General features: G+C 67.1%; 14 protein-coding genes. 5 read left to right on the top strand and 9 right to left on the bottom strand.

Annotated elements, in window-relative coordinates; all coding sequences use genetic code 11:
* Positions 1–195 precede the first annotated feature (195 nt).
* Positions 196–1,098 (bottom strand): LysR family transcriptional regulator, encoded by a 903-nt coding sequence (locus tag R5H29_RS03915; RefSeq protein WP_005411584.1) that lies wholly within the window; start codon positions 1,096–1,098, stop codon positions 196–198.
* Positions 1,099–1,125: 27 nt separating this feature from the next.
* Here R5H29_RS03915 and R5H29_RS03910 point away from each other — a divergent pair, with 27 nt between their 5' ends.
* Positions 1,126–2,418: an MFS transporter gene (locus R5H29_RS03910; RefSeq protein ID WP_332328783.1), complete on the top strand. Its 1,293-nt coding sequence runs from the start codon at positions 1,126–1,128 to the stop codon at positions 2,416–2,418.
* Positions 2,419–2,532: 114 nt separating this feature from the next.
* A complete protein-coding gene (gene dkgB, locus R5H29_RS03905; protein WP_171952484.1) occupies positions 2,533–3,342 on the top strand; it encodes a 2,5-didehydrogluconate reductase DkgB in 810 nt (269 codons plus the stop codon).
* A gap of 120 nt (positions 3,343–3,462) precedes the next feature.
* Here the strand turns inward: dkgB and R5H29_RS03900 are convergent, their stop codons facing one another.
* The gene (locus tag R5H29_RS03900; protein WP_171952693.1) at positions 3,463–4,164 is read right to left on the bottom strand and encodes an alpha/beta fold hydrolase; all 702 of its coding nucleotides are present in this window, start codon (positions 4,162–4,164) and stop codon (positions 3,463–3,465) included.
* Between the two features lie 127 nt (positions 4,165–4,291).
* A complete protein-coding gene (locus R5H29_RS03895; RefSeq protein ID WP_332328782.1) occupies positions 4,292–4,975 on the bottom strand; it encodes a cysteine peptidase family C39 domain-containing protein in 684 nt (227 codons plus the stop codon).
* A 411-nt stretch (positions 4,976–5,386) separates the two neighbouring features.
* On the opposite strand from R5H29_RS03895, the gene R5H29_RS22940 reads away from it, so the two are divergent.
* Positions 5,387–5,863 carry a hypothetical protein gene (locus tag R5H29_RS22940; RefSeq protein ID WP_407073518.1) on the top strand — a complete coding sequence of 159 codons (477 nt, stop codon included), beginning with the start codon at positions 5,387–5,389 and terminating at the stop codon, positions 5,861–5,863.
* A 38-nt stretch (positions 5,864–5,901) separates the two neighbouring features.
* On the opposite strand, the gene R5H29_RS03880 is transcribed toward R5H29_RS22940, so the two are convergent.
* Both R5H29_RS03880 and R5H29_RS03875 read right to left on the bottom strand, forming a co-directional pair.
* On the bottom strand, positions 5,902–6,081 hold the full coding sequence (locus tag R5H29_RS03880) for an IS110 family transposase (RefSeq protein WP_229301259.1): 180 nt from the start codon (positions 6,079–6,081) through the stop codon (positions 5,902–5,904).
* Positions 6,082–6,460: 379 nt separating this feature from the next.
* Positions 6,461–6,838: a hypothetical protein gene (locus R5H29_RS03875; protein ID WP_171952479.1), complete on the bottom strand. Its 378-nt coding sequence runs from the start codon at positions 6,836–6,838 to the stop codon at positions 6,461–6,463.
* Here R5H29_RS03875 and R5H29_RS03870 point away from each other — a divergent pair.
* Positions 6,806–7,231 carry a hypothetical protein gene (locus tag R5H29_RS03870; RefSeq protein ID WP_155647145.1) on the top strand — a complete coding sequence of 142 codons (426 nt, stop codon included), beginning with the start codon at positions 6,806–6,808 and terminating at the stop codon, positions 7,229–7,231. The two genes, R5H29_RS03875 and R5H29_RS03870, sit on opposite strands and share 33 nt — an antisense overlap.
* Positions 7,232–7,544: 313 nt before the next feature.
* Here R5H29_RS03870 and R5H29_RS03865 read toward each other — a convergent pair whose 3' ends face one another.
* Positions 7,545–10,265 carry a bifunctional acetate--CoA ligase family protein/GNAT family N-acetyltransferase gene (locus R5H29_RS03865; RefSeq protein WP_332328781.1) on the bottom strand — a complete coding sequence of 907 codons (2,721 nt, stop codon included), beginning with the start codon at positions 10,263–10,265 and terminating at the stop codon, positions 7,545–7,547.
* Between the two features lie 128 nt (positions 10,266–10,393).
* Positions 10,394–11,764, bottom strand: coding sequence for a magnesium transporter (gene mgtE, locus R5H29_RS03860; RefSeq protein ID WP_019661699.1), 1,371 nt, complete (start codon positions 11,762–11,764; stop codon positions 10,394–10,396).
* Positions 11,765–12,107: 343 nt separating this feature from the next.
* On the opposite strand from mgtE, the gene R5H29_RS03855 reads away from it, so the two are divergent.
* Positions 12,108–13,886 carry a monovalent cation:proton antiporter-2 (CPA2) family protein gene (locus tag R5H29_RS03855; protein WP_049411517.1) on the top strand — a complete coding sequence of 593 codons (1,779 nt, stop codon included), beginning with the start codon at positions 12,108–12,110 and terminating at the stop codon, positions 13,884–13,886.
* Between the two features lie 133 nt (positions 13,887–14,019).
* Here the strand turns inward: R5H29_RS03855 and R5H29_RS03850 are convergent, their stop codons facing one another.
* Both R5H29_RS03850 and R5H29_RS03845 read right to left on the bottom strand, forming a co-directional pair.
* The gene (locus R5H29_RS03850; protein ID WP_332328779.1) at positions 14,020–17,358 is read right to left on the bottom strand and encodes an ankyrin repeat domain-containing protein; all 3,339 of its coding nucleotides are present in this window, start codon (positions 17,356–17,358) and stop codon (positions 14,020–14,022) included.
* Complete coding sequence (locus R5H29_RS03845; RefSeq protein WP_014648833.1) at positions 17,351–17,611, bottom strand: YcgL domain-containing protein; 261 nt, start codon at positions 17,609–17,611, stop codon at positions 17,351–17,353. Before R5H29_RS03845 ends, R5H29_RS03850 begins: the two co-directional genes overlap by 8 nt.
* Positions 17,612–17,622: the final 11 nt, after the last annotated feature.

Below are 17,622 nucleotides of genomic sequence, written 5' to 3'. Positions count from 1 at the left end.
CGTGCGGACCAACGGTCCGCACCCGCCGTAACCTGCGGTAGTGGCGGCGCGGGGGGGGCCCCCCCCCCCCCCCCACGGGGGGGGGCGCCCCGCGGGGGGGGGGGGGGGGGGGGGCGGGGGGGGGGCCCCCCCGCGGCCCCCCCCCGCCGTAACCTGCGGTAGTGCCGGCCGCTGGCCGGCAACCCCACCACGACCTCAGCGCAGGTAATCGCTCCGCGCCATCGCTTCACCCAGGTAATCCAGGAACGAGCTGATCCGCGCCGACACCGCCGTGTTGCGGTAATACACCGCGTGGATCGGCTGGTACACATCCAGCGTCTGCGTCGCCAGCACCGGCACCAACGTGCCGGCGGCGCGGTCGCGGTCGGTCACGAAGTCGGACAGGCAGGTGATGCCCACGCCTTCCACCGCCAGTCGGCGTAGTGTTTCGCCGCTGGACACCGCGATATCCGGACGCACCCGCAGCAGGCCATCGGCATCGCCCGGCAGCGGCCAGTGATTCAACGATTCCGGTTCGTTGAAGCTGAGCAGGGTGTGCTGGCCCAGCGCGGCGACGCTGGCCGGTTCGCCGTGTGCCGCCAGGTAGGCCGGACTGGCCACCAGCCGCAGCTGGCAGCGACCCAACGGCCGCGCATGCAGGGTGGAGTCGGCCAGCGGCCCGATCCGGATCGCCAGGTCGGTGCGCCGTTCCAGCAGGTCGATGTAGCGCTCGGAGCTGTTCAACTCCAGCTGCACCTCCGGGTAGCGCGCGCGGTACCCGGCCACCAGCGGCGCGATCACGTGCAGCACGAACGGCATCGCCGCATCCACGCGCAGGCGCCCGGCCGGGCGCTCGCGGCGGGCGGCCATCTGTTCCTCGGCGGACTCCACCGCATCGATGATCGCCCGTGCATGGCGCAGGTAGGCCTCGCCCTCTGCCGTCAGGTGCAGGCGGCGGGTGGTACGGGTCAACAGGGTGGTGCCGAGCTTGTCTTCCAGCCGCCCCAGCGCCCGGCTCACGCCCGATGGCGTCTGCCCCAGCTGTTCGGCGGCAGCACTGATCGACCCGCTGTCGATCACCGCGAGGAAGGCCTGCATTTCATCGAGAGTGGTTTTCATGCCGCCATTATTGACTGGGCGGCAATAGTGATTGGCGTGAAGACCGGTTTTTCGGCAAAGGTGCGCCGCGCACACTGCGCGCCTTCCTTCCCTCCGGAGCCGGCCATGATCCGTGGCATTCCCCTCGCCCTGCTGGCGCTGACCCTCGGTGCCTTCGCCATCGGTACCACCGAGTTCGTCATCGTCGGCCTGATTCCCACCATTGCCGCCGACCTGCAGGTCAGCCTGCCCTCGGCCGGCCTGCTGGTCTCTCTGTATGCCCTCGGCGTGGCCATCGGTGCGCCGGTGCTGACCGCGCTCACCGGCCGCGTACCGCGCAAGTCGCTGCTGGTGGCGCTGATGGTGCTGTTCACCCTCGGCAACGTCATCGCCTTCCTGGCGCCGGGCTACACCTCGCTGATCGTCGCCCGCATCCTCACCGGCCTCGCCCACGGTGTGTTCTTCTCGATCGGTTCGATCATCGCCACCGCGGTGGTGCCGAAGGAGAAGGCCGCCAGCGCGATCGCCATCATGTTCACCGGCCTCACCGTGGCGCTGGTGACCGGTGTGCCGCTGGGCACCTTCATCGGCCAGCACCTGGGCTGGCGCGCCACCTTCCTGGCGGTGGCCGCGCTGGGCGTGATCGCCCTGCTCGGCGCGCTGCTGTTCGTGCCGCGCAGCGTGCCGCAGAGTGCGCCGGCCAGCTTCCGCCAGCAGCTGGCCGTACTCGCCCAACCCCGCCTGCTGCTGGTCTATGCGATGACCGCGCTGGGCTACGGCGGCACCTTCCTGGCCTTCACCTATCTGGCGCCGATCTTGCAAGTCGTCACTGGTTTCTCGGCAAACGCAGTCAGCCTGGTGCTGCTGGTGTACGGCGTGTCGGTGGCGATCGGCAACCTGTGGGGCGGGCGCATGGCCGACCGCATGGGCCCGGTGCCCGCACTGAAGCGCATCTTCGCCCTGTTGGCCGTCGTGCTGTTCGTGCTCACCTTCACCGCCTACAACACCTGGCTGATGCTGCTGACGGTGCTGGCACTGGGTGCGGTGGCCTTCGGCAACGTGCCCGGCCTGCAGGTGTATGTGGTCAAGCAGGCTCAGCGCTATGCGCCGCAGGCCACCGACGTGGCATCGGGGCTGAACATCGCCGCCTTCAACATCGGCATCGCGCTGGGCGCCTCGCTCGGCGGCCTGGTGGTGGAGAACATCGGCCTGATGCACACGCCGTGGCTGGGCGCGCTGGTGGTGGTGGGTGCGTATGCACTGACCGTGCTCAGCGGCCGCTTGGACCGCCGCGACGGCATCGATGACCGCGCCGATGGCATCGCCGTGGCCACGCATTGAGATAGGTCATGCCCTGCCGGTACGGTGGTGCAATGCACCGTTGCCGGCACGCATGCGGCCACTGGCCTACCCTTTGCTGGATATTCGCATCCCTCCCCTCTGCTGGAGCTCCCCATGACTGTCCCCGCCTTCGGTCTCGGCACCTTCCGCCTGAAAGACCAGACCGTGATCGACTCGGTGCGCAACGCACTGGATGTCGGCTACCGCGCCATCGATACCGCGCAGATCTACGGCAATGAAGCCGAGGTCGGCCAGGCCATCGCCGATTCCGGCGTGCCGCGCGAAGAGATCTACCTGACCACCAAGGTCTGGATCACCGCGTTCAAGCGCGAAGCGCTGCTGGCCAGCCTGCATACCAGTCTGGAAAAGCTGCGTACCGATCATGTGGACCTGACGCTGATCCACTGGCCGTCGCCGAACGACAAGGTCGACGTGCCGATGGAGGAGTACCTGCCGGCGCTGGCCGAGGCCAAGGCACAGGGCCTGACGAAGGCGATCGGCATCTCCAACTTCACCATCGCCCAGACCCGCAAGGCCATCGAGATCCTTGGCGCCGATGCCATCGCCACCAACCAGATCGAGATCCATCCCTACCTGCAGAACCGCCTGCTGGTGAAGTTCCTGCAGGACAACGGCATCCACATCACTGCCTACATGAGCCTGGCCTATGGCGAGGTGATCAAGGACCCGGTGATCCAGGCCATTGCCGGCCGCCACCAGGCCACTCCGGCGCAGATCGCGCTGGCCTGGGCGCTGCAGCAGGGCTTCTCGGTGATCCCGTCGTCGACCAAGCGCGAGAACCTGTCGAGCGACCTGGAAGCGGCAGCGATCCGCCTGACCGACGAAGACATGGCGCAGATCGCCAAGCTGGACCGTGGCCATCGCCTGGCGAATCCGGAAGGGATTGCACCCGCCTGGGATTGATTCCAACTGCGGTTACAGCTCGGAATCGGTAGGGTCCGCCCTTGGTCGGCACTGACCTCTGATGGATCATTGAAACACCGTGCGGACCAAGGTCCGCACCCACCAGAAGCGGCTTTTGGCCTAGCCCTGCAGCAACCACCCGCGCATTGCCGCACTGACCTCATCCGGCTTTTCCATCGGTGCCAGGTGCCCGCAGTCCGGCACCACCACCAGCTGCGAGTGCGGCACCAGGGCGTGCATTTCCTCGCTGACCGCGAGTGGCGTAATGCGGTCGTTGGCCCCGCAGATGATCAACAGCGGATCGCGGTAGCCAGCCAGCACGTCATGGCCGTCACGGCGTTCCAGCGCACTCTGGCGCAGGAACACGTCCGCGCCCAGGCGGGCGGTCATGTCACGCACACGTTGCACCAGCACGTAATCATCCAGCCGCGAGGCATCGATGTAGCTGCGCATCAGCACATCGCCGAAGCCATGGAACTTGCCGGGCAGGCGCACGCTGGCCCGTTGGCTGCGGCGCTGTTCGGCACGTTCCGGTGAATCGGCGTGGATCGAGGTATCGACCAGCGCCAGCTGCAGCACACGCTCGGGCGCGATGCGCAGGATCTGCTGGGCGACGAAGCCACCCAGCGAGAAACCGGCGAGGGCGAAGCGTTCCGGCGCCTGCGCCAGCACGTCCTCGGCCACCGCCTGCAGGGTCTCAGCACGGGTCTGGTCGCCCACCGTGCAATCGGCAATGTCGGCCAGGTCAGCCAACTGCGCGCGCCACAGCTCAGCGTCGTTGAGCAGGCCAGGCAGCAGCAGCAGGGGGATGCGGTCGGTCATGCGGGTATTGTCGCGCCAGCGCGGTGGCGGCGCCATGCCAGCGACCGCGCCAAGCGCGGCGACATGCCCCGGATGAAACAGGCGCGCTGGACCCGCGCCCGCTTCTGGATACCCTGTGGGACGCCAGTCAGACCGATGCCGCGACGCATTCCTCGGCGTCGGAAGCAGGCGCCGTCGACGCCTCACGCTGGGGCCGCACCTCCTGGACGATCCGCCCCTGCTCCATCACGAGCACGCGGTCGGCGCTGTTTATGGTCTCCGGCCTATGGGCCACGATCACCTTGGTCAGCTCCATACGCTGCACGGCTTCGTTGACCAAGCGCTCGCGCATGACATCAAGATGGCTGGTGGCCTCATCTAGAAACAGAATCCGTGGCCGGCGGTAGAGGGCGCGGGCCAGAATCACTCGCTGCTTCTGACCGCCTGAGAGCGAGTTGCCCATGCCGCCGATAAGACCGTGGTAACCCATCGCCATCCCCGCGATGTCATCATGCACCGCGGCCATTCGAGCAGCTTCCTCAATGCGCTGTTCATCAACCTTTGCCAGCACCACGTAGTGGTTCAGATCCCAATGCAGGATACAAGCCGGTTTGAGCTGGGAAAGATGCTCCATCTCAAGCCGCAAGGGCCGCGAAGACAACCCCAGTTGCTGGCCAATGTGGATGAGCTGGCCCAACTTGGCACCCTTGAGCGACAACGGATAGCGTCGGCGGATCTCGCTCAAGCCGATCCTCTTTCCGTGGAAATCGGCGATCATCGCGATCGACGCCAGCCCACACTCCGTTGCCTCCGACTGAAGTATCGCTTTCATTCCGATGACAAGCCCAAGCTCCCAGTCAATTTGAAACAGAAGTCCTTGGCACGATCATCGGTGCCGATAGCCTTTACTGAGCACGCCGCATGAACTGGGCGGCGCGAATGCATCCCCGCACAGGGGTTCAATTCGATGTGTGTTCTCTCTGAATCCGCTTGCGCCTTGCATCCGCGAATCTGGCGATGGCAACCACCACCGCACCAACGCACAGAAGTGGCCAAATCCAGCGGCCTGAAGATGCCGCGACCACGGCCAGGCAGCACACACAGATGGCGAATGTCTTTTCGTCGATACCCGGAAACTTCATGATCTGCTCTCCTCGTGCCAGCATTTTCCGAAACCAATGGCTCCAAACAGATCGCGCAGGGGCGCGCGAGCACCCCTACGCGACACCCATCACATCAGGTAGTGACCCACGATCGCACCGTAAATGCCACCACTGACGGCGCCGGCGAACGCGCCCACCGGGCCCCCCACCAAGAACCCGATTGCAGCACCGGCGACCGCACCACCGGCCAAGCCGTTCGAAGCGCCTTCACCCGCGCCATCGACATTGGCAACTTCGGCATTGTTGAGTTCACGCATGATGATTCCCCCTATTTGAATACGATTGTTCGAGTTTCAGAGAAGGTGTACTTACATCAGGTAAAGCGCAACGGCAATTCCACCGCCGATGAGCGCACCGGCAGCGGCCCCGGCCGGGCCGCCGACGAGTGCACCGGCAAAACCACCTGCACCGGCACGGTTGAGAAAGGCGCCCATCGCACCTTTACCCTCGACTTCGATAACTTCATCCATGGTCAGTTCACGCACAATCGATCTGCTGAAATTGGCACACGTCCAGTGTGCATGGGATCCTGGCCAGCTTCCTATGCAGAAGGTTGAAGATGGTGGTGCTGGGGTGACCGCGTTTTGACAGTTCATCATAGAGCGTTGCCCCTAGCGACACCGCTTGAGGCCCATTCGGCCATGTAGAGCATCTGGCGCAGCATCAACGGGCCCTGTTTGGACAGCCGACGCCGCCCAGTTCTGCCGCCAGACTCGTTGGGCCGGGGATCCAGGCCGATCCATGCATCGGCGTTAGCCAACGGCCAGCGCGTCATGTAGTAGATCAGGTGAGCCACGACGGCGGAGCCGATACCAGGAGGCGCCTGTAGAACGCGCAGTGCTCTTCATCGCGACTCAAGCGCCGCAGCGTGCTTTCCAGCTGGCTAGCGTCCCAGCCAGGGCGCGGGACAGATCTGACAGCTCTCTAGGGGGCACTTCCGCTTACCCCGAAGGATTGCTACGAGCGCGCGCGTGCCTCCACCAGCGCCCGCCGCTAGTGCAGCAAATCGTGCATCAGTTGCTGCTCGTCGGTACGCGGTACGTATTCACGCAGACGATCGCTCTCCCTCTTCACGTGGCGGGCGATCGCTTGGGATGCCCTGAACAATCGTTGCTGAGTGCTGGATTTCCAGCACCAGAGTGCAATACAGAACGCTAGTCATCCCTCTCGACCTGGACATCGACCTTATCCCGAAAAATAACTGAAATGAAAGACAAAATCAGAGCTGGTAGCCCCAAAAGCAGCACGAAAGACAAAGGCGCACCAAACGACCATAGAGCTGCAGAAAATACAACAGCCGAAACCCCAAGCAGCAGGAACGAGCACTTAACTTTCTTTATTGATAGGTAACTTGCCGTCGAACACAGCAGCGAGAAAGCGGCAACGAAAACCCCGACCACCTGAGGAACCTGCAAAGGCTCAGCACCCCTCAGCGCTGCCACCAGCATCAGCGCTGAGGCAGACGCCATTGCTACCAGGGAAATAAAATAGAACTTGCCATGTCGCCCATCAAATCCATCAGTAATCTTCACATCAACCCTCAAGGGATCGCAGGGCGAAATCACCGCGATCCGGCCAATTATTTACCAAGCCATCCGATCGAGCTGATCGCCCGCATAACCAGCACCAGCAATAGCAACACCAGCGACAAAACCTTTACCAAACGCAGTTCCAATCCCAACGACGACCGGCACAGCTGCACCGTCGACGCTCTCAACTTCAAGAATGGTCAATTAGCGACAGTCAGCACCGAGAGTGCGGCAAACAGAGGGAACGCCCAAAGCCTCTGGGATTGGGAGAGCATAATGCCGCCCAACCAGCTGCTTCGCTTTGCATCCAAGACTGGGTGTCTAAGCAACGAATCCGACATCCCGTCTCCGAGCGCTGTTGGCGGGCGCATCACCCTAGCGCGTACTAAACCGTAGCGTGACTTTCCACAGCGATCAAATAGGCATTTGCGACACCAATGTAGCCATCGTCTTTGTTCTATCCAACTGAGAATTCGACTTCACTCCAAGACTCGTAATGAATACCTGATGTTGGAGGTGTTCTGAGCAACTCCCTGCGAATGCGGGATGGAGATCGCTCGGCTCGTCTGTCGGCCCATATCCGCAGATCCATGCTCGTCAGTCCCTCCACCCCGGCTCCTACATACCGCGTAGGCGCTGGGAGGAACATACAAGGAACATACAAGCCCATGCTCGGCTGCCTCTGGAACAGTCGAGCGTAGCCTCGGTTCTACATCGGAGTTTGCGGCACCTCGACCTGCTGCACCGGCAGGGTCACCATCATCACTGTCGGGTCGTCCGGATCGAGCCTGGTCTTGAAGCCCAGGCTCTGGCACATCGCCAGCATGGTGCTGTTCTCGCGCAGTACCTGGCCTTCGACCACGTCCAGGCCCAGCCACTTGGCGTACTCGATCATGATCGCCATCAGCCGCCAGCCGATGCCGTGGCCCTTCAGGTCCGAGCGGATCAGGATTCCGTACTCGCCACGGTGGTAATCGGCATCGGCGTGCAGGCGCACCGCGCCGAGCATTTCGCCACTGCGCGGTTCGATCGCCACCAGTGCGATCGAGCGTGCGTAGTCGAGCTGGGTCAGGCGCGCGATGAACTCGTGGCTGAAGTGCTTCACCGACTGGAAGAAGCGCAGGCGCAGGTCCTCGTCGCTGACGCGGGCGAAGAACGCACGGAACAGCGCGTCGTCTTCGGGCCGCACCGGGCGCACGAAGGCCCGGCCGCCATCGGACAGTTCGATGGTGCGCTCCCACTCCTTCGGGTACGGGAACACCGAAAAACGCGGATGGCCACGGCCCTTGTGCAGGATGCGCGATGGCGCCACCGCCACGCGTGCGTCGAGGGCGAGGATGCCCTTGCCGTCGACCAGCAACGGATTGATGTCCAGCGTACGCACTTCGGGGATGTCGGCAGCCAGTTGTGCCAGCTTGACCAGCGCCAATGCCAGTGCGCGCTCGTCGGCGGCAGGCACATCGCCATAGGCCTTGAGGATGCGCGAGGCGCGGGTCTGGCCGATCAGCTCGTGGGCCAGGCGCAGGTCCAGCGGCGGCAGCGCCAACGCCTTGTCATTGATGACTTCAACCGCGGTACCGCCACGGCCGACCACGATCACCGGGCCGAACGTCGCGTCATCGGCAATACCGACGATCAACTCGCGCGCCTTCGGGCGAACGATGGTCGGCTGCACCAGCAGACCATCGATGCGCGCATCCGGCCGCAGCTGGCGTGCACGCGACAGGATCGCGTTGGCCGCGCTCTGCACCGCCGGCAGGGTGGACAGGTTCAGGCGCACGCCGTCCACTTCCGACTTGTGCGGAATATCCGGCGAGAGAATCTTCAGCGCGACCGTGGCACCGCGTTCCAGCAGCGGCTGTGCCAGATCCATCGCCTCGTGCGCGTCACGCGCATGCATCACCGGCGCGGAGGGAATGCCGTAGGCCTTGAGCAGTTCATGCGTAGCCAGCGGGTCCAGCCACTGCTGGCCGTTGGCCAGCGCGGCATCGACCAGTGCGCGCGCGGCGGCCGTGTCGACGCTGAAGTCCTGCGGCAGGCTGGGCGGCGTTTCCATCAACGCGTTCTGCGCTTCGCGGTAGCGCACCAGATGCTGGAAGCCACGTACGGCTTCGGCCTCGGTCGGATAGGTCGGCACCCGCGCCGCGTTGAGCGTGGCGGTGGCCTGGTCATCGTTGCCCAGCCACACCGCGAACACCGGCTTGTCGCGGTGATGGCGCGGGCGCAGTCCGAGCGTGCGGGTAAGCGCCTGTGCGGCGTCTGCGGATGAAGTGAATGCGGTCGGCACGTTGACCACCATCACCGCATCATTCTCGTTGTCGGCCAGCAGCGCCTCGATGGCGGCGGCATAGCGGTCACCATCGGCGTCGACCACGATGTCGACCGGGTTGCTGCGCGACCAGCCCTGCGGCAGCACGGCGTCGAGTTTCTCGACCGTGCTGTCGGACAGGGTGGCCAGCGTGCCACGCAGCGCGATCAGCTGGTCCACGGCAAGGCGACCGACGCCGCCACCATTGCTGAGAATGGCCAGGCGACGACCGGGGAAGGTCCCCAACCGGCCCAGCGATTCGGCGGCCGTGAACAGTTCGTCCAGCGCGCCCACGCGCAGCAGGCCGGCGCGGTTGAAGGCGGCACCGTACACATCATCGGCACGGGCCAGGGCCTGCACATGGGTATCGCGGCTGCCCGGCTGCACGCGCTCGGCGCGCCCCGACTTCACCACCACCACCGGCTTGGCGCGGGCGGCGGCACGCGCAGCCGACATGAACTTGCGCGCGTCCTTGATCTGCTCGACGTAGAGCAGGATGGCGCGCGTACGGTAATCGGTGGCGAAGTAGTCGAGCAGATCGCCGAAGTCGACGTCCAGCGTGTCGCCCAGCGAGACCACGGCAGAGAACCCGACCGAGCGCGCCACGCCCCACTCCACCAGTGCGGCGGCGATGGCCGAGGATTCGGAGATCAACGCAAGATCACCGGCCTGCGGGAAGTGCGCGGCGATGCTGGCATTGAGCCGTGCGTGCGGCGCGATCACGCCCAGGCAATGCGGCCCGAGGATGCGCAGGCCATGCTTGCGCGCCACCGCCTCCACCTGTGCAGACAACGAACCGGGGCCTTCGCCCAGGTGCGCGGTGAGGATGATCGCCGCCTGCACGCCACGTTCGGCGGCAGTGCGCACCACCTGCGGCACGATGGCCGCTGGTGCGGTGATCACCGCCAAGTCGGGGACCCAGTCCAGGTCCTTCAGCCGCTTGACCGTGCGGATGCCATCGATCTCGGCATGCCGCGGATTGATCCACGCCACCTTGCCGGGGAAGCCGGTGCCGCGCAGGTTGCGCATCACCGCGCGGCCGGCCGAACGCTCACGCGGACTGCCGCCGATCACCGCGACCGACTGCGGACGGAACACGGACTGCAGGTGGTAGGTACTCATGCGCCTACGGTACACGGACTGGCGCGGCAACGGCATGATCGTGCGCAAGGTCCTGATACCGCACCCACGCATGGCTGGATCTACCGCCGGGACCAGTAGATCCACGTCATGTGTGGATGACGCTCCCGTTACAACAGCGTGCCGTGCAGGATCATCGCGGCGATGCTGAAATAGATCACCAGGCCGGTCACGTCCACCAGGGTGGCCACGAACGGGGCCGAGGCGCTGGCCGGGTCGAAACCGAGCCGCTTGAGGATGAAGGGCAGCATCGAGCCGGACAGCGAACCGAAGGTGACGATGCCGACCAGCGCGGCACCGATGGTGATCGCCAGCAGTATCCAGTGCTCGCCGTAGTCGTGCAGGCCGCCCAGCTGCCAGATCACGATGCGCACGATGGCCAGGCAGCCGAGGATCGCGCCCAGCACCATGCCGGTGGGCACTTCGCGCAGGGCCACCTTCCACCAGTCGCGCAGGCGCAGCTCGCGCAGCGCCAGGCTGCGGATCAGCAGCGAGGTGGCCTGCGAACCGGAGTTGCCGCCCGAACTCATGATGAGCGGAATGAACAGGGTCAGCACCACCGCGCGCGCCAGTTCGTCCTCATAGTGCTGCATCGCGCTGGCGGTCAGCATCTCGCCCAGGAACAGCACGCTCAGCCAGCCGGCGCGCTTGCGCAGCATCTCCAGGAAGCCGATCTGCATGTAGGGCTTGTCCAGTGCCTCCATGCCGCCGAACTTGTGCGCGTCCTCGGTCGATTCCTCGATCAGCGCGTCGAGCACGTCGTCCACGGTGACGATGCCGAGCATCTGCTGCTGCGCATCGACCACCGGGATCGCCAGCAGGTCGTGGCGACGGATCAGCCGTGCCACTTCTTCCTGGTCCATCAGTGCGTCCACCGTCACCGGTGGATTGACCTGGGCCACGTCCAGGATCGACTCCTCCGGCAGGCCGGTGATCAGCCGGCGCATGGTCACCACCTGCTGCAGCTGCTGGCTGGACGGCTCCAGCACGTAGATCGCGTACACCGTTTCACGGGTGCGCTCGACCTGGCGGATGTGCTGCAGGGTCTGCGCCACGGTCCAGCTGGCGGGTACCGCCACGTACTCGGTGGTCATCAGCGCACCGGCGGTGTTCGGCGGGTAGCTGAGCAGCTTCTGGATGGCCTGGCGGGCGTCGGTGCCCAGCAGCGGGATCAACCGCGCGCGTTCTTCCTCATCCAGCTCATGGACGATGTCGGTGGCGCGGTCGTCGGCCATCAAGCCGAGCAGGGCGGCAGCGCGCGCCGGGGGCAGTGCAGCCACCAGCTCGCCACTGCGGTGCAGTTCCGGCGCTTCCAGCATCTTCACTGCACGCGGCAACGGAAGGGCAGCCAGCGTTTCCGCGGCGCGGGTCAGCTCCAGCGTGTTGAGGAATTCCACCGCATCGGCAGTGTTGAAGTTCGCCAGCGGCGCGGCCAGTGCGGCGGCATCGGCCACCGGGCGCAGCAATTGCTTCTGGTTCATCGGGTTTGCCTTGTGGGGGTGCGACCTCGCGCAACGCCAACGCAGGCAAACCGTCCCGATGTCAGGCGGTGGCCATCGCTGGCGTCGAACGAGGTCGACTTCTACTGTCGCTGGACATGGGTTGGGGACTCCGGAATGCGCGTGCCGGCGGTGCGCCGCCAGCGGCGGGCAGTCTGGACCCGTGGGCCATGCAGGTCAACCCGGCATCCCTGCGCCGGGCGCCGGCCGGCCGGTTGTTCTCGTGCATACACAGACCGGCGCGCATAATGGCCGGGTGGCGCTCGCCACGCTTTCCCCACCCGAACGGACGCACTGCGGGCTTCCCCGATGACCAGGTATTCCCATGCATAGCGGCGGTCTGGAACTGGCCCTGGTGCTGCTGCTGGCGGCGGTCATTGCCGTGCCGGTGTTCAAGAAGTTCGGCTTCGGCGCGGTGCTGGGCTACCTGGCGGCCGGCGTGGTGCTGGGCCCGGACGGGCTGGGCTTCGTGCAGGACGCCGACCGCATCCTCGGCGCCGCCGAGATCGGCGTGGTGATGCTGCTGTTCGTGATCGGCCTGGAGCTGTCGCCGGCACGCCTGAAGGTGATGCGGCGCTCGGTGTTCGGCGCGGGCGCGGCGCAGGTGGCGATGTCCGGGCTGGTGCTGGGCGGCCTGCTGCTGCTCGACCACTTCCAGTGGAAGAGCGCGCTGGTGGTCGGAGTTGCGCTGGCGCTGTCATCCACCGCGGTAGGCCTGCAGCTGCTGTCCGAGCACAAGGCGATCAACAGCGACCATGGCCGGCTGGGTTTTGCCATCCTGCTGTTCCAGGACCTGATCGCGATCCCGCTGCTGGCGGCCATCCCGCTGCTGGGCGGGGCGAAGAACGAGACCCTGCGCTGGGAAGACGCCGCCGTGGCGCTCGGCGCGCTGGCCGTGGTGATCCTGTGCGGGCGACCGGTGCTGCGCAAGGTGTTCAGCATCATCGCCCGCACCCGCAGCCCGGAAGTGTTCACCGCCACCGCCCTGCTGGTGGTGCTGGGCACTGCCTGGTTCATGCAGGAAGCGGGCCTCAGCCCCAGCCTGGGCGCGTTCCTGGCCGGCGTGCTGCTGTCCGATTCGGAGTTCCGGCACGAACTGGAAGCGCAGATCGAGCCGTTCAAGGGCCTGCTGCTGGGCCTGTTCTTCATCGCGGTGGGCATGGGCATCGATCTCGACCGCATCGGCGCCGAGCCGTGGCTGATCGCCGCCGGCGTGGCGATCCTGCTGGTGGTCAAGTTCAGCCTGCTGTACGTGATTGGCCGCATCGCCAGGCTCAGTCCGCGGCAGTCGCTGCTGCTGGGCAGCGTGCTGTGGCTGGGGGGCGAGTTCGCCTTCGTGGTGTTCAACGAAGCGCAGCGCGCGCACCTGCTCGGCAACGCCAATCACGATCGGCTGGTGGCGATCGTCGGCCTGTCGATGGCGATCACGCCACTGCTGATGATCGCGCTGCTCAAGCTGCTCGGCCAGGAGAAGGCCCCACCGCGCGAGGCAGCCGAGGCCGACAAGGTGGCACCGGACAACCGCCCGAAGGTGCTGATCGCCGGCATGGGCCGCTTCGGCCAGGTGATCGCACGCCTGCTGACCGCACAGAAGGTGCCGTTCGTGGCGCTGGAGGCGAACCCGGACACCGTGGCCGACCTGCGCCGCTTCGGCAACCAGCTGTACTACGGTGACCCAACCCGGCCGGAGATGCTGCGTGCGGCGGGCGGCGAGCACATCGATGTGTTCGTGATCACCGTGGACGACCCGGAGACCAACCTGCGCGCGGTGCGCATGGTGCGCCGGCTGTACCCGGACGCGAAGGTGCTGGCGCGAGCGCGCAACCGCCAGCATGCATGGCGCCTGATGGACATGTCAGCCGAGCCGTTCCGCGAAGTGTTCGGCACCAGCCTGGAGATGAGCGGGCGCGTGCTGACCGCATTGGGCGTGGCACCGGACGTGGCCGAGCGCCATGTGCAGCGCTTCCGTGAGCATGATGAGCAGCTGCTGCGTGACCAGTACCTGGTGTACGACGACGAAGCCGCGGTGATCCAGACCTCGCGTGATGCGCGCAACGACCTGATGCACCTGTTCGAGGCCGACGCGGAAAGGGACGGCGAGTAGGTGTGCCGACCAACGGTCGGCACCCACCCGATCAATGGCGGACCCGGTAGTCCGGCCGCTGGCCGGCAATCCCGTGATCCCGGAGATGTCATGAGGTAGCCGGCCAGCGGCCGGCACTACCCTTTTCCAGCGATCAGCCGTTGTCGCGCAGGAACCGCGCCATCGAGGAAACGCCCGGCACGCGCGGCTCGAACTCGCCGGCCACGTCGATGAAGCCACGCATCACCGCGATCTCGCGCGGGCTGCGGTTGAGGCTGTCGCGCGCTTCCGGATCGGCGCCGGCGCGCAGCAGGCGCTGCACCAGCAGCGGCAGGCCATGCAGCGCGGCCAAATGCAACGGGCCGAAGCCGCGCGGATCACGCACGTCCAGGCTCACGTCCTCATCCAGCAGGCGCTCTACCGCCGCCATCACCACCTGCTCGTCGCAGGCGGTACCCGGCTCGGCGCGTGCGCCCAGCAGCAGCAGCAGGGGCGTGACCGAACCGGCGGCGGCCTGGTCCGGCTCGGCGCCCGCCAACAGCAGGGTGTCGAGCAGGGCCAGCAGGCGCGAGCGGTCGCGGGCACTGAAACCGTACAGCGCGGCACAGTGCAGCGGGCCCAGCTGCTGCGCGTCACCGGCGTGCACGTCGGCACCTGCGGTGAGCAGGCGCGCGACGATGTCCGGCAGGCCCAGCGCCGAGGCCAGCATCAGCACGGTCACCCCACCCGGCAGGCGATGTTCCAACTTGGCGCCGGCGTCGAGCAGGGCCGAGACGATATCCACCTGGCGCATGCTGACCGCCGCCGACAACGGCGTGGCACCACTGGCCGCGGCGTGCTGCGGATCGGCGCCACGCGCCAGCAGCAGGTCGGTCACCGCCAGATGGCCACCACCGGCGGCGCGCAGCAGCGCGGTGCAGCCCTGCGCATCGACCGCGTCGACGGCGAAGCCCAGATCGATCAGGCGGCGCACGGCGTCTACATCACCGGCCATCGCAGCGGCCGGCAGATCGGCCTCGCGCAGGGTACGGCGCGGCAACGGCCACACCCGCCAGTCCAGCCAGTCGGCCAGGTCACGGCGACCGATCGACAGCGCCACGCCCAACGGCGTCTGGCCGTCGGCGGCGCGGGCTTCCGGCGAGGCACCGTGCTGCACCAGCAGCTTCAGTGCGCCTTCGCGGGCCAACGCGGTGGCCAGGTGCAATGCGGTCATGCCGTGGCTGTCGCGCGCTTCACGATCGACACCGGCCTTGAGCAGGGCCTGCTGCAGGCGCAGCCAGCCCAGGCGCACCGCGAGCGACAGCGGCGGATCGCCGGCCGGCGAGGCGGCGAACGGATCGGCGCCACGTTCCAGCAGTTCCAGTGCCAGCTGTTCCAGGCCACGGGCGGCCTGGTCGTGTTGTGCGCAGGCAGCCAGGAAGCGCGCCAGGCCGCCGCGGCCGGTCGGCGACAGGCCACGCTGCAGCATGACCTGCAGCGCCGGCACCGCGTCGATGCCACGCGATAGTAGAGCGAACATCGGCGTGTCGGAACAGGCGTCACGCACGTAGGGATCGGCACCGTGGGCCAGCAGCCAATCGACCGCACGCGGCTCCAGCGCCAGCTCCGGATCGAGCAGCAGGCCACCCAGCTCTTCCGGCTGGCACAGCTTGGCCAGCGCGGCCATGCCTTCGGTGTTGCCGAAGCCCAGCGCTTCGCGCAGCAGGGTCAGCGGCGGGCGGTCGGGCAGCAGGCCACTTGCGCCGGCGGCTTCGCCACGCTCGGCCAGTCCATCGCTGACCGCAGCCGGCAATGGATAGGACGGGTCCAGCAGAGCCACGATCGCCCAGCGGCCGGCTTCGGCGGCATAGTCCACCGCACGGCGGCCGACCGGATCGGTGGCATCGGCGGCGATGCCGAGTTCGACCAGGCGCTTGATCAGCAGCGGCGAGACATCCTCGGCCATCGCCGCCAGCTGCACCGCATTACGGCCTTCGCCATCCACCGCGACCAGGTCCGGCTTGTGCGGCAGCAGATGCTCGATCACGGCGGCGCGACCGGCACGCGCCGCTTCCAGCCACGGCGTACGCCCCAGCGCATCGCGCGCTTCCAGATTGGCGCCGGCAGCCAGCAGCACGCCGATGATCTCGACGTGACCGGCCAGCGCCGCTTCATGCAGCGCGCTGCGACGCTGGCGATCACGCGCGTCGGCCCGCGCCTTGTGCTTGAGCAGCAGCTGCACGCCCGCCGGATCGTCGTCCTCGGTGGCGGCGGCGGCCAGCAGCACCGGGGTGCCATGGGCCGGTTCGCAGCGTGCACCGCGTTCGAGCAGGAAACGGGCCAGGCGCCAGTTGCCGACCTGGCAGGCCACGGCCAGCGGCGACCAGCCCTCGTTGTTCAACGCATCGACTTCGGCGGCGGCATCGCGCAGCAGCGCCGCCACACCCGGGTCGGAACTGCGCGCGGCATGGTGCAGCGGCGTGTTGCCATCGCTGTCGGTGGCACGCGAGTCGGCACCGTTGGCGAGCAGGGTCATCACCGCCTCGGGGCGGCCATGCCAGCTGTCACGGGTGGCGGCCAGCAGCGGGGTCATGCCCCGGTGCGGTGCGTTCACATCGACGCCGCGGGCGATCAGCTCGCGCAGCAGGCGCAGGTCCGGCAGCACCGCTGCCAGCACCGCCAGGCTGCGCTGGTCGCGCCAGTTCGGGTCCGGCAGCGCATACGGATCGGCACCGGCCTGCAGCAGTTGCAGGCCCCGGTCGATGCGGCCATGGCGGGCGGCTTCATACAGCGCCGGGGTCAGCTCCTGCGGCGCCATCGCCTCCAGCGGCGTGGTTTCGACCGCAGCGGAGAACATCGGTTCGCGCTCGTCGCTGGCCGTGGCCAGTGGGCCTGCGCGCAGCGACACCAGCGGTGCCGGCGCCACCCGCTGCAGCAGCAGGTGCAGCACGGGAGACAGCAGCACCACCGCCAGCGCGGCGGGCCAGTGTGCGCTTTCCGGCAGCAGCCCCGGCCAGGCCGGCAGCACCACCAGCGCGGCCAGCGCGATCACCAGCGCGGCCACACCGAGGCCGCGCCAGGCGCCCAGGTCACGCCCCGCCAGCGCCTGCCAGTGCTGGGCCAGGCTGCCGTCGAGGCGTTCGACATCGTTCCACAACGGCCAGGTGCGCCAGGCGGCGAGCAGGCCGGCACTGACCAGCACGCTCAGGCCCAGCACCGCCGCAAGGCTGCCGCTGTCGCGCAGCGCCGCCAGCGGCCAGGCCAGCAACAGCGCCAGCAGCAGCGGCGCGGCCGTCCACAACGCCAGCAGCGCCGGCAGGTCCTGGCGAGCGACCACCTTCAGCGGCAGCAGCGCGCGGCTGCGACGCCACCATGAGATCGCCAGCGCGAACGCTGGCTGCGCCAGTGCGGCCAGGACGGCACCCGGGAAGCCGCCCACGGCGGCGCCCAGCGCCAGCACCGCGCCCGCGGCGAAGGCAATTGACACAAGGCGCGGACGGGAGGCGTCAGTCATAGTGGCGCGGCATCAGGCTGGCCACCGACGGCGGCACCTGCAGGTAGAACCCGCGCTCGCTCATTTCGCTGCGGACCTTTTCCGGGTCAGCCTGCGCCAGGCGGCGCTGGGCATCCAGGGCCACCTCCAGGACGAAGGCGAGCGTCCCCAGCGAGGTGAGCAGCGGCGCGGGCAGCGCGCTGAAATCATCGCGACGGGGAACGTAGACGTAGGTGTCCGGCTTGAGTTGGCTTTTATAGACGTAGGCGTGCATGTCCGCGGGAC

It is taken from the genome of Stenotrophomonas sp. A3_2 (genome assembly GCF_036624925.1).
Classification (GTDB): Bacteria; Pseudomonadota; Gammaproteobacteria; order Xanthomonadales; family Xanthomonadaceae; genus Stenotrophomonas; species Stenotrophomonas hibiscicola.
The sequence above is the reverse complement of the archived record's forward strand: the minus strand, read 5'-3'. Positions and strand labels throughout refer to the sequence as shown.

Coding starts and splice junctions, on each gene's coding strand:
- R5H29_RS03915 (WP_005411584.1), bottom strand. CDS start 1,098: ATGAAAACCACTCTCGATGAAATGCAGGCCTTCCTCGCGGTGATCGAC.
- dkgB (WP_171952484.1), top strand. CDS start 2,533: ATGACTGTCCCCGCCTTCGGTCTCGGCACCTTCCGCCTGAAAGACCAG.
- R5H29_RS03900 (WP_171952693.1), bottom strand. CDS start 4,164: ATGACCGACCGCATCCCCCTGCTGCTGCTGCCTGGCCTGCTCAACGAC.
- R5H29_RS03895 (WP_332328782.1), bottom strand. CDS start 4,975: ATGAAAGCGATACTTCAGTCGGAGGCAACGGAGTGTGGGCTGGCGTCG.
- R5H29_RS03880 (WP_229301259.1), bottom strand. CDS start 6,081: ATGACGCGCTGGCCGTTGGCTAACGCCGATGCATGGATCGGCCTGGAT.
- R5H29_RS03870 (WP_155647145.1), top strand. CDS start 6,806: ATGTCGCCCATCAAATCCATCAGTAATCTTCACATCAACCCTCAAGGG.
- R5H29_RS03865 (WP_332328781.1), bottom strand. CDS start 10,265: ATGAGTACCTACCACCTGCAGTCCGTGTTCCGTCCGCAGTCGGTCGCG.
- mgtE (WP_019661699.1), bottom strand. CDS start 11,764: ATGAACCAGAAGCAATTGCTGCGCCCGGTGGCCGATGCCGCCGCACTG.
- R5H29_RS03855 (WP_049411517.1), top strand. CDS start 12,108: ATGCATAGCGGCGGTCTGGAACTGGCCCTGGTGCTGCTGCTGGCGGCG.
- R5H29_RS03850 (WP_332328779.1), bottom strand. CDS start 17,358: ATGACTGACGCCTCCCGTCCGCGCCTTGTGTCAATTGCCTTCGCCGCG.
- R5H29_RS03845 (WP_014648833.1), bottom strand. CDS start 17,611: ATGCACGCCTACGTCTATAAAAGCCAACTCAAGCCGGACACCTACGTC.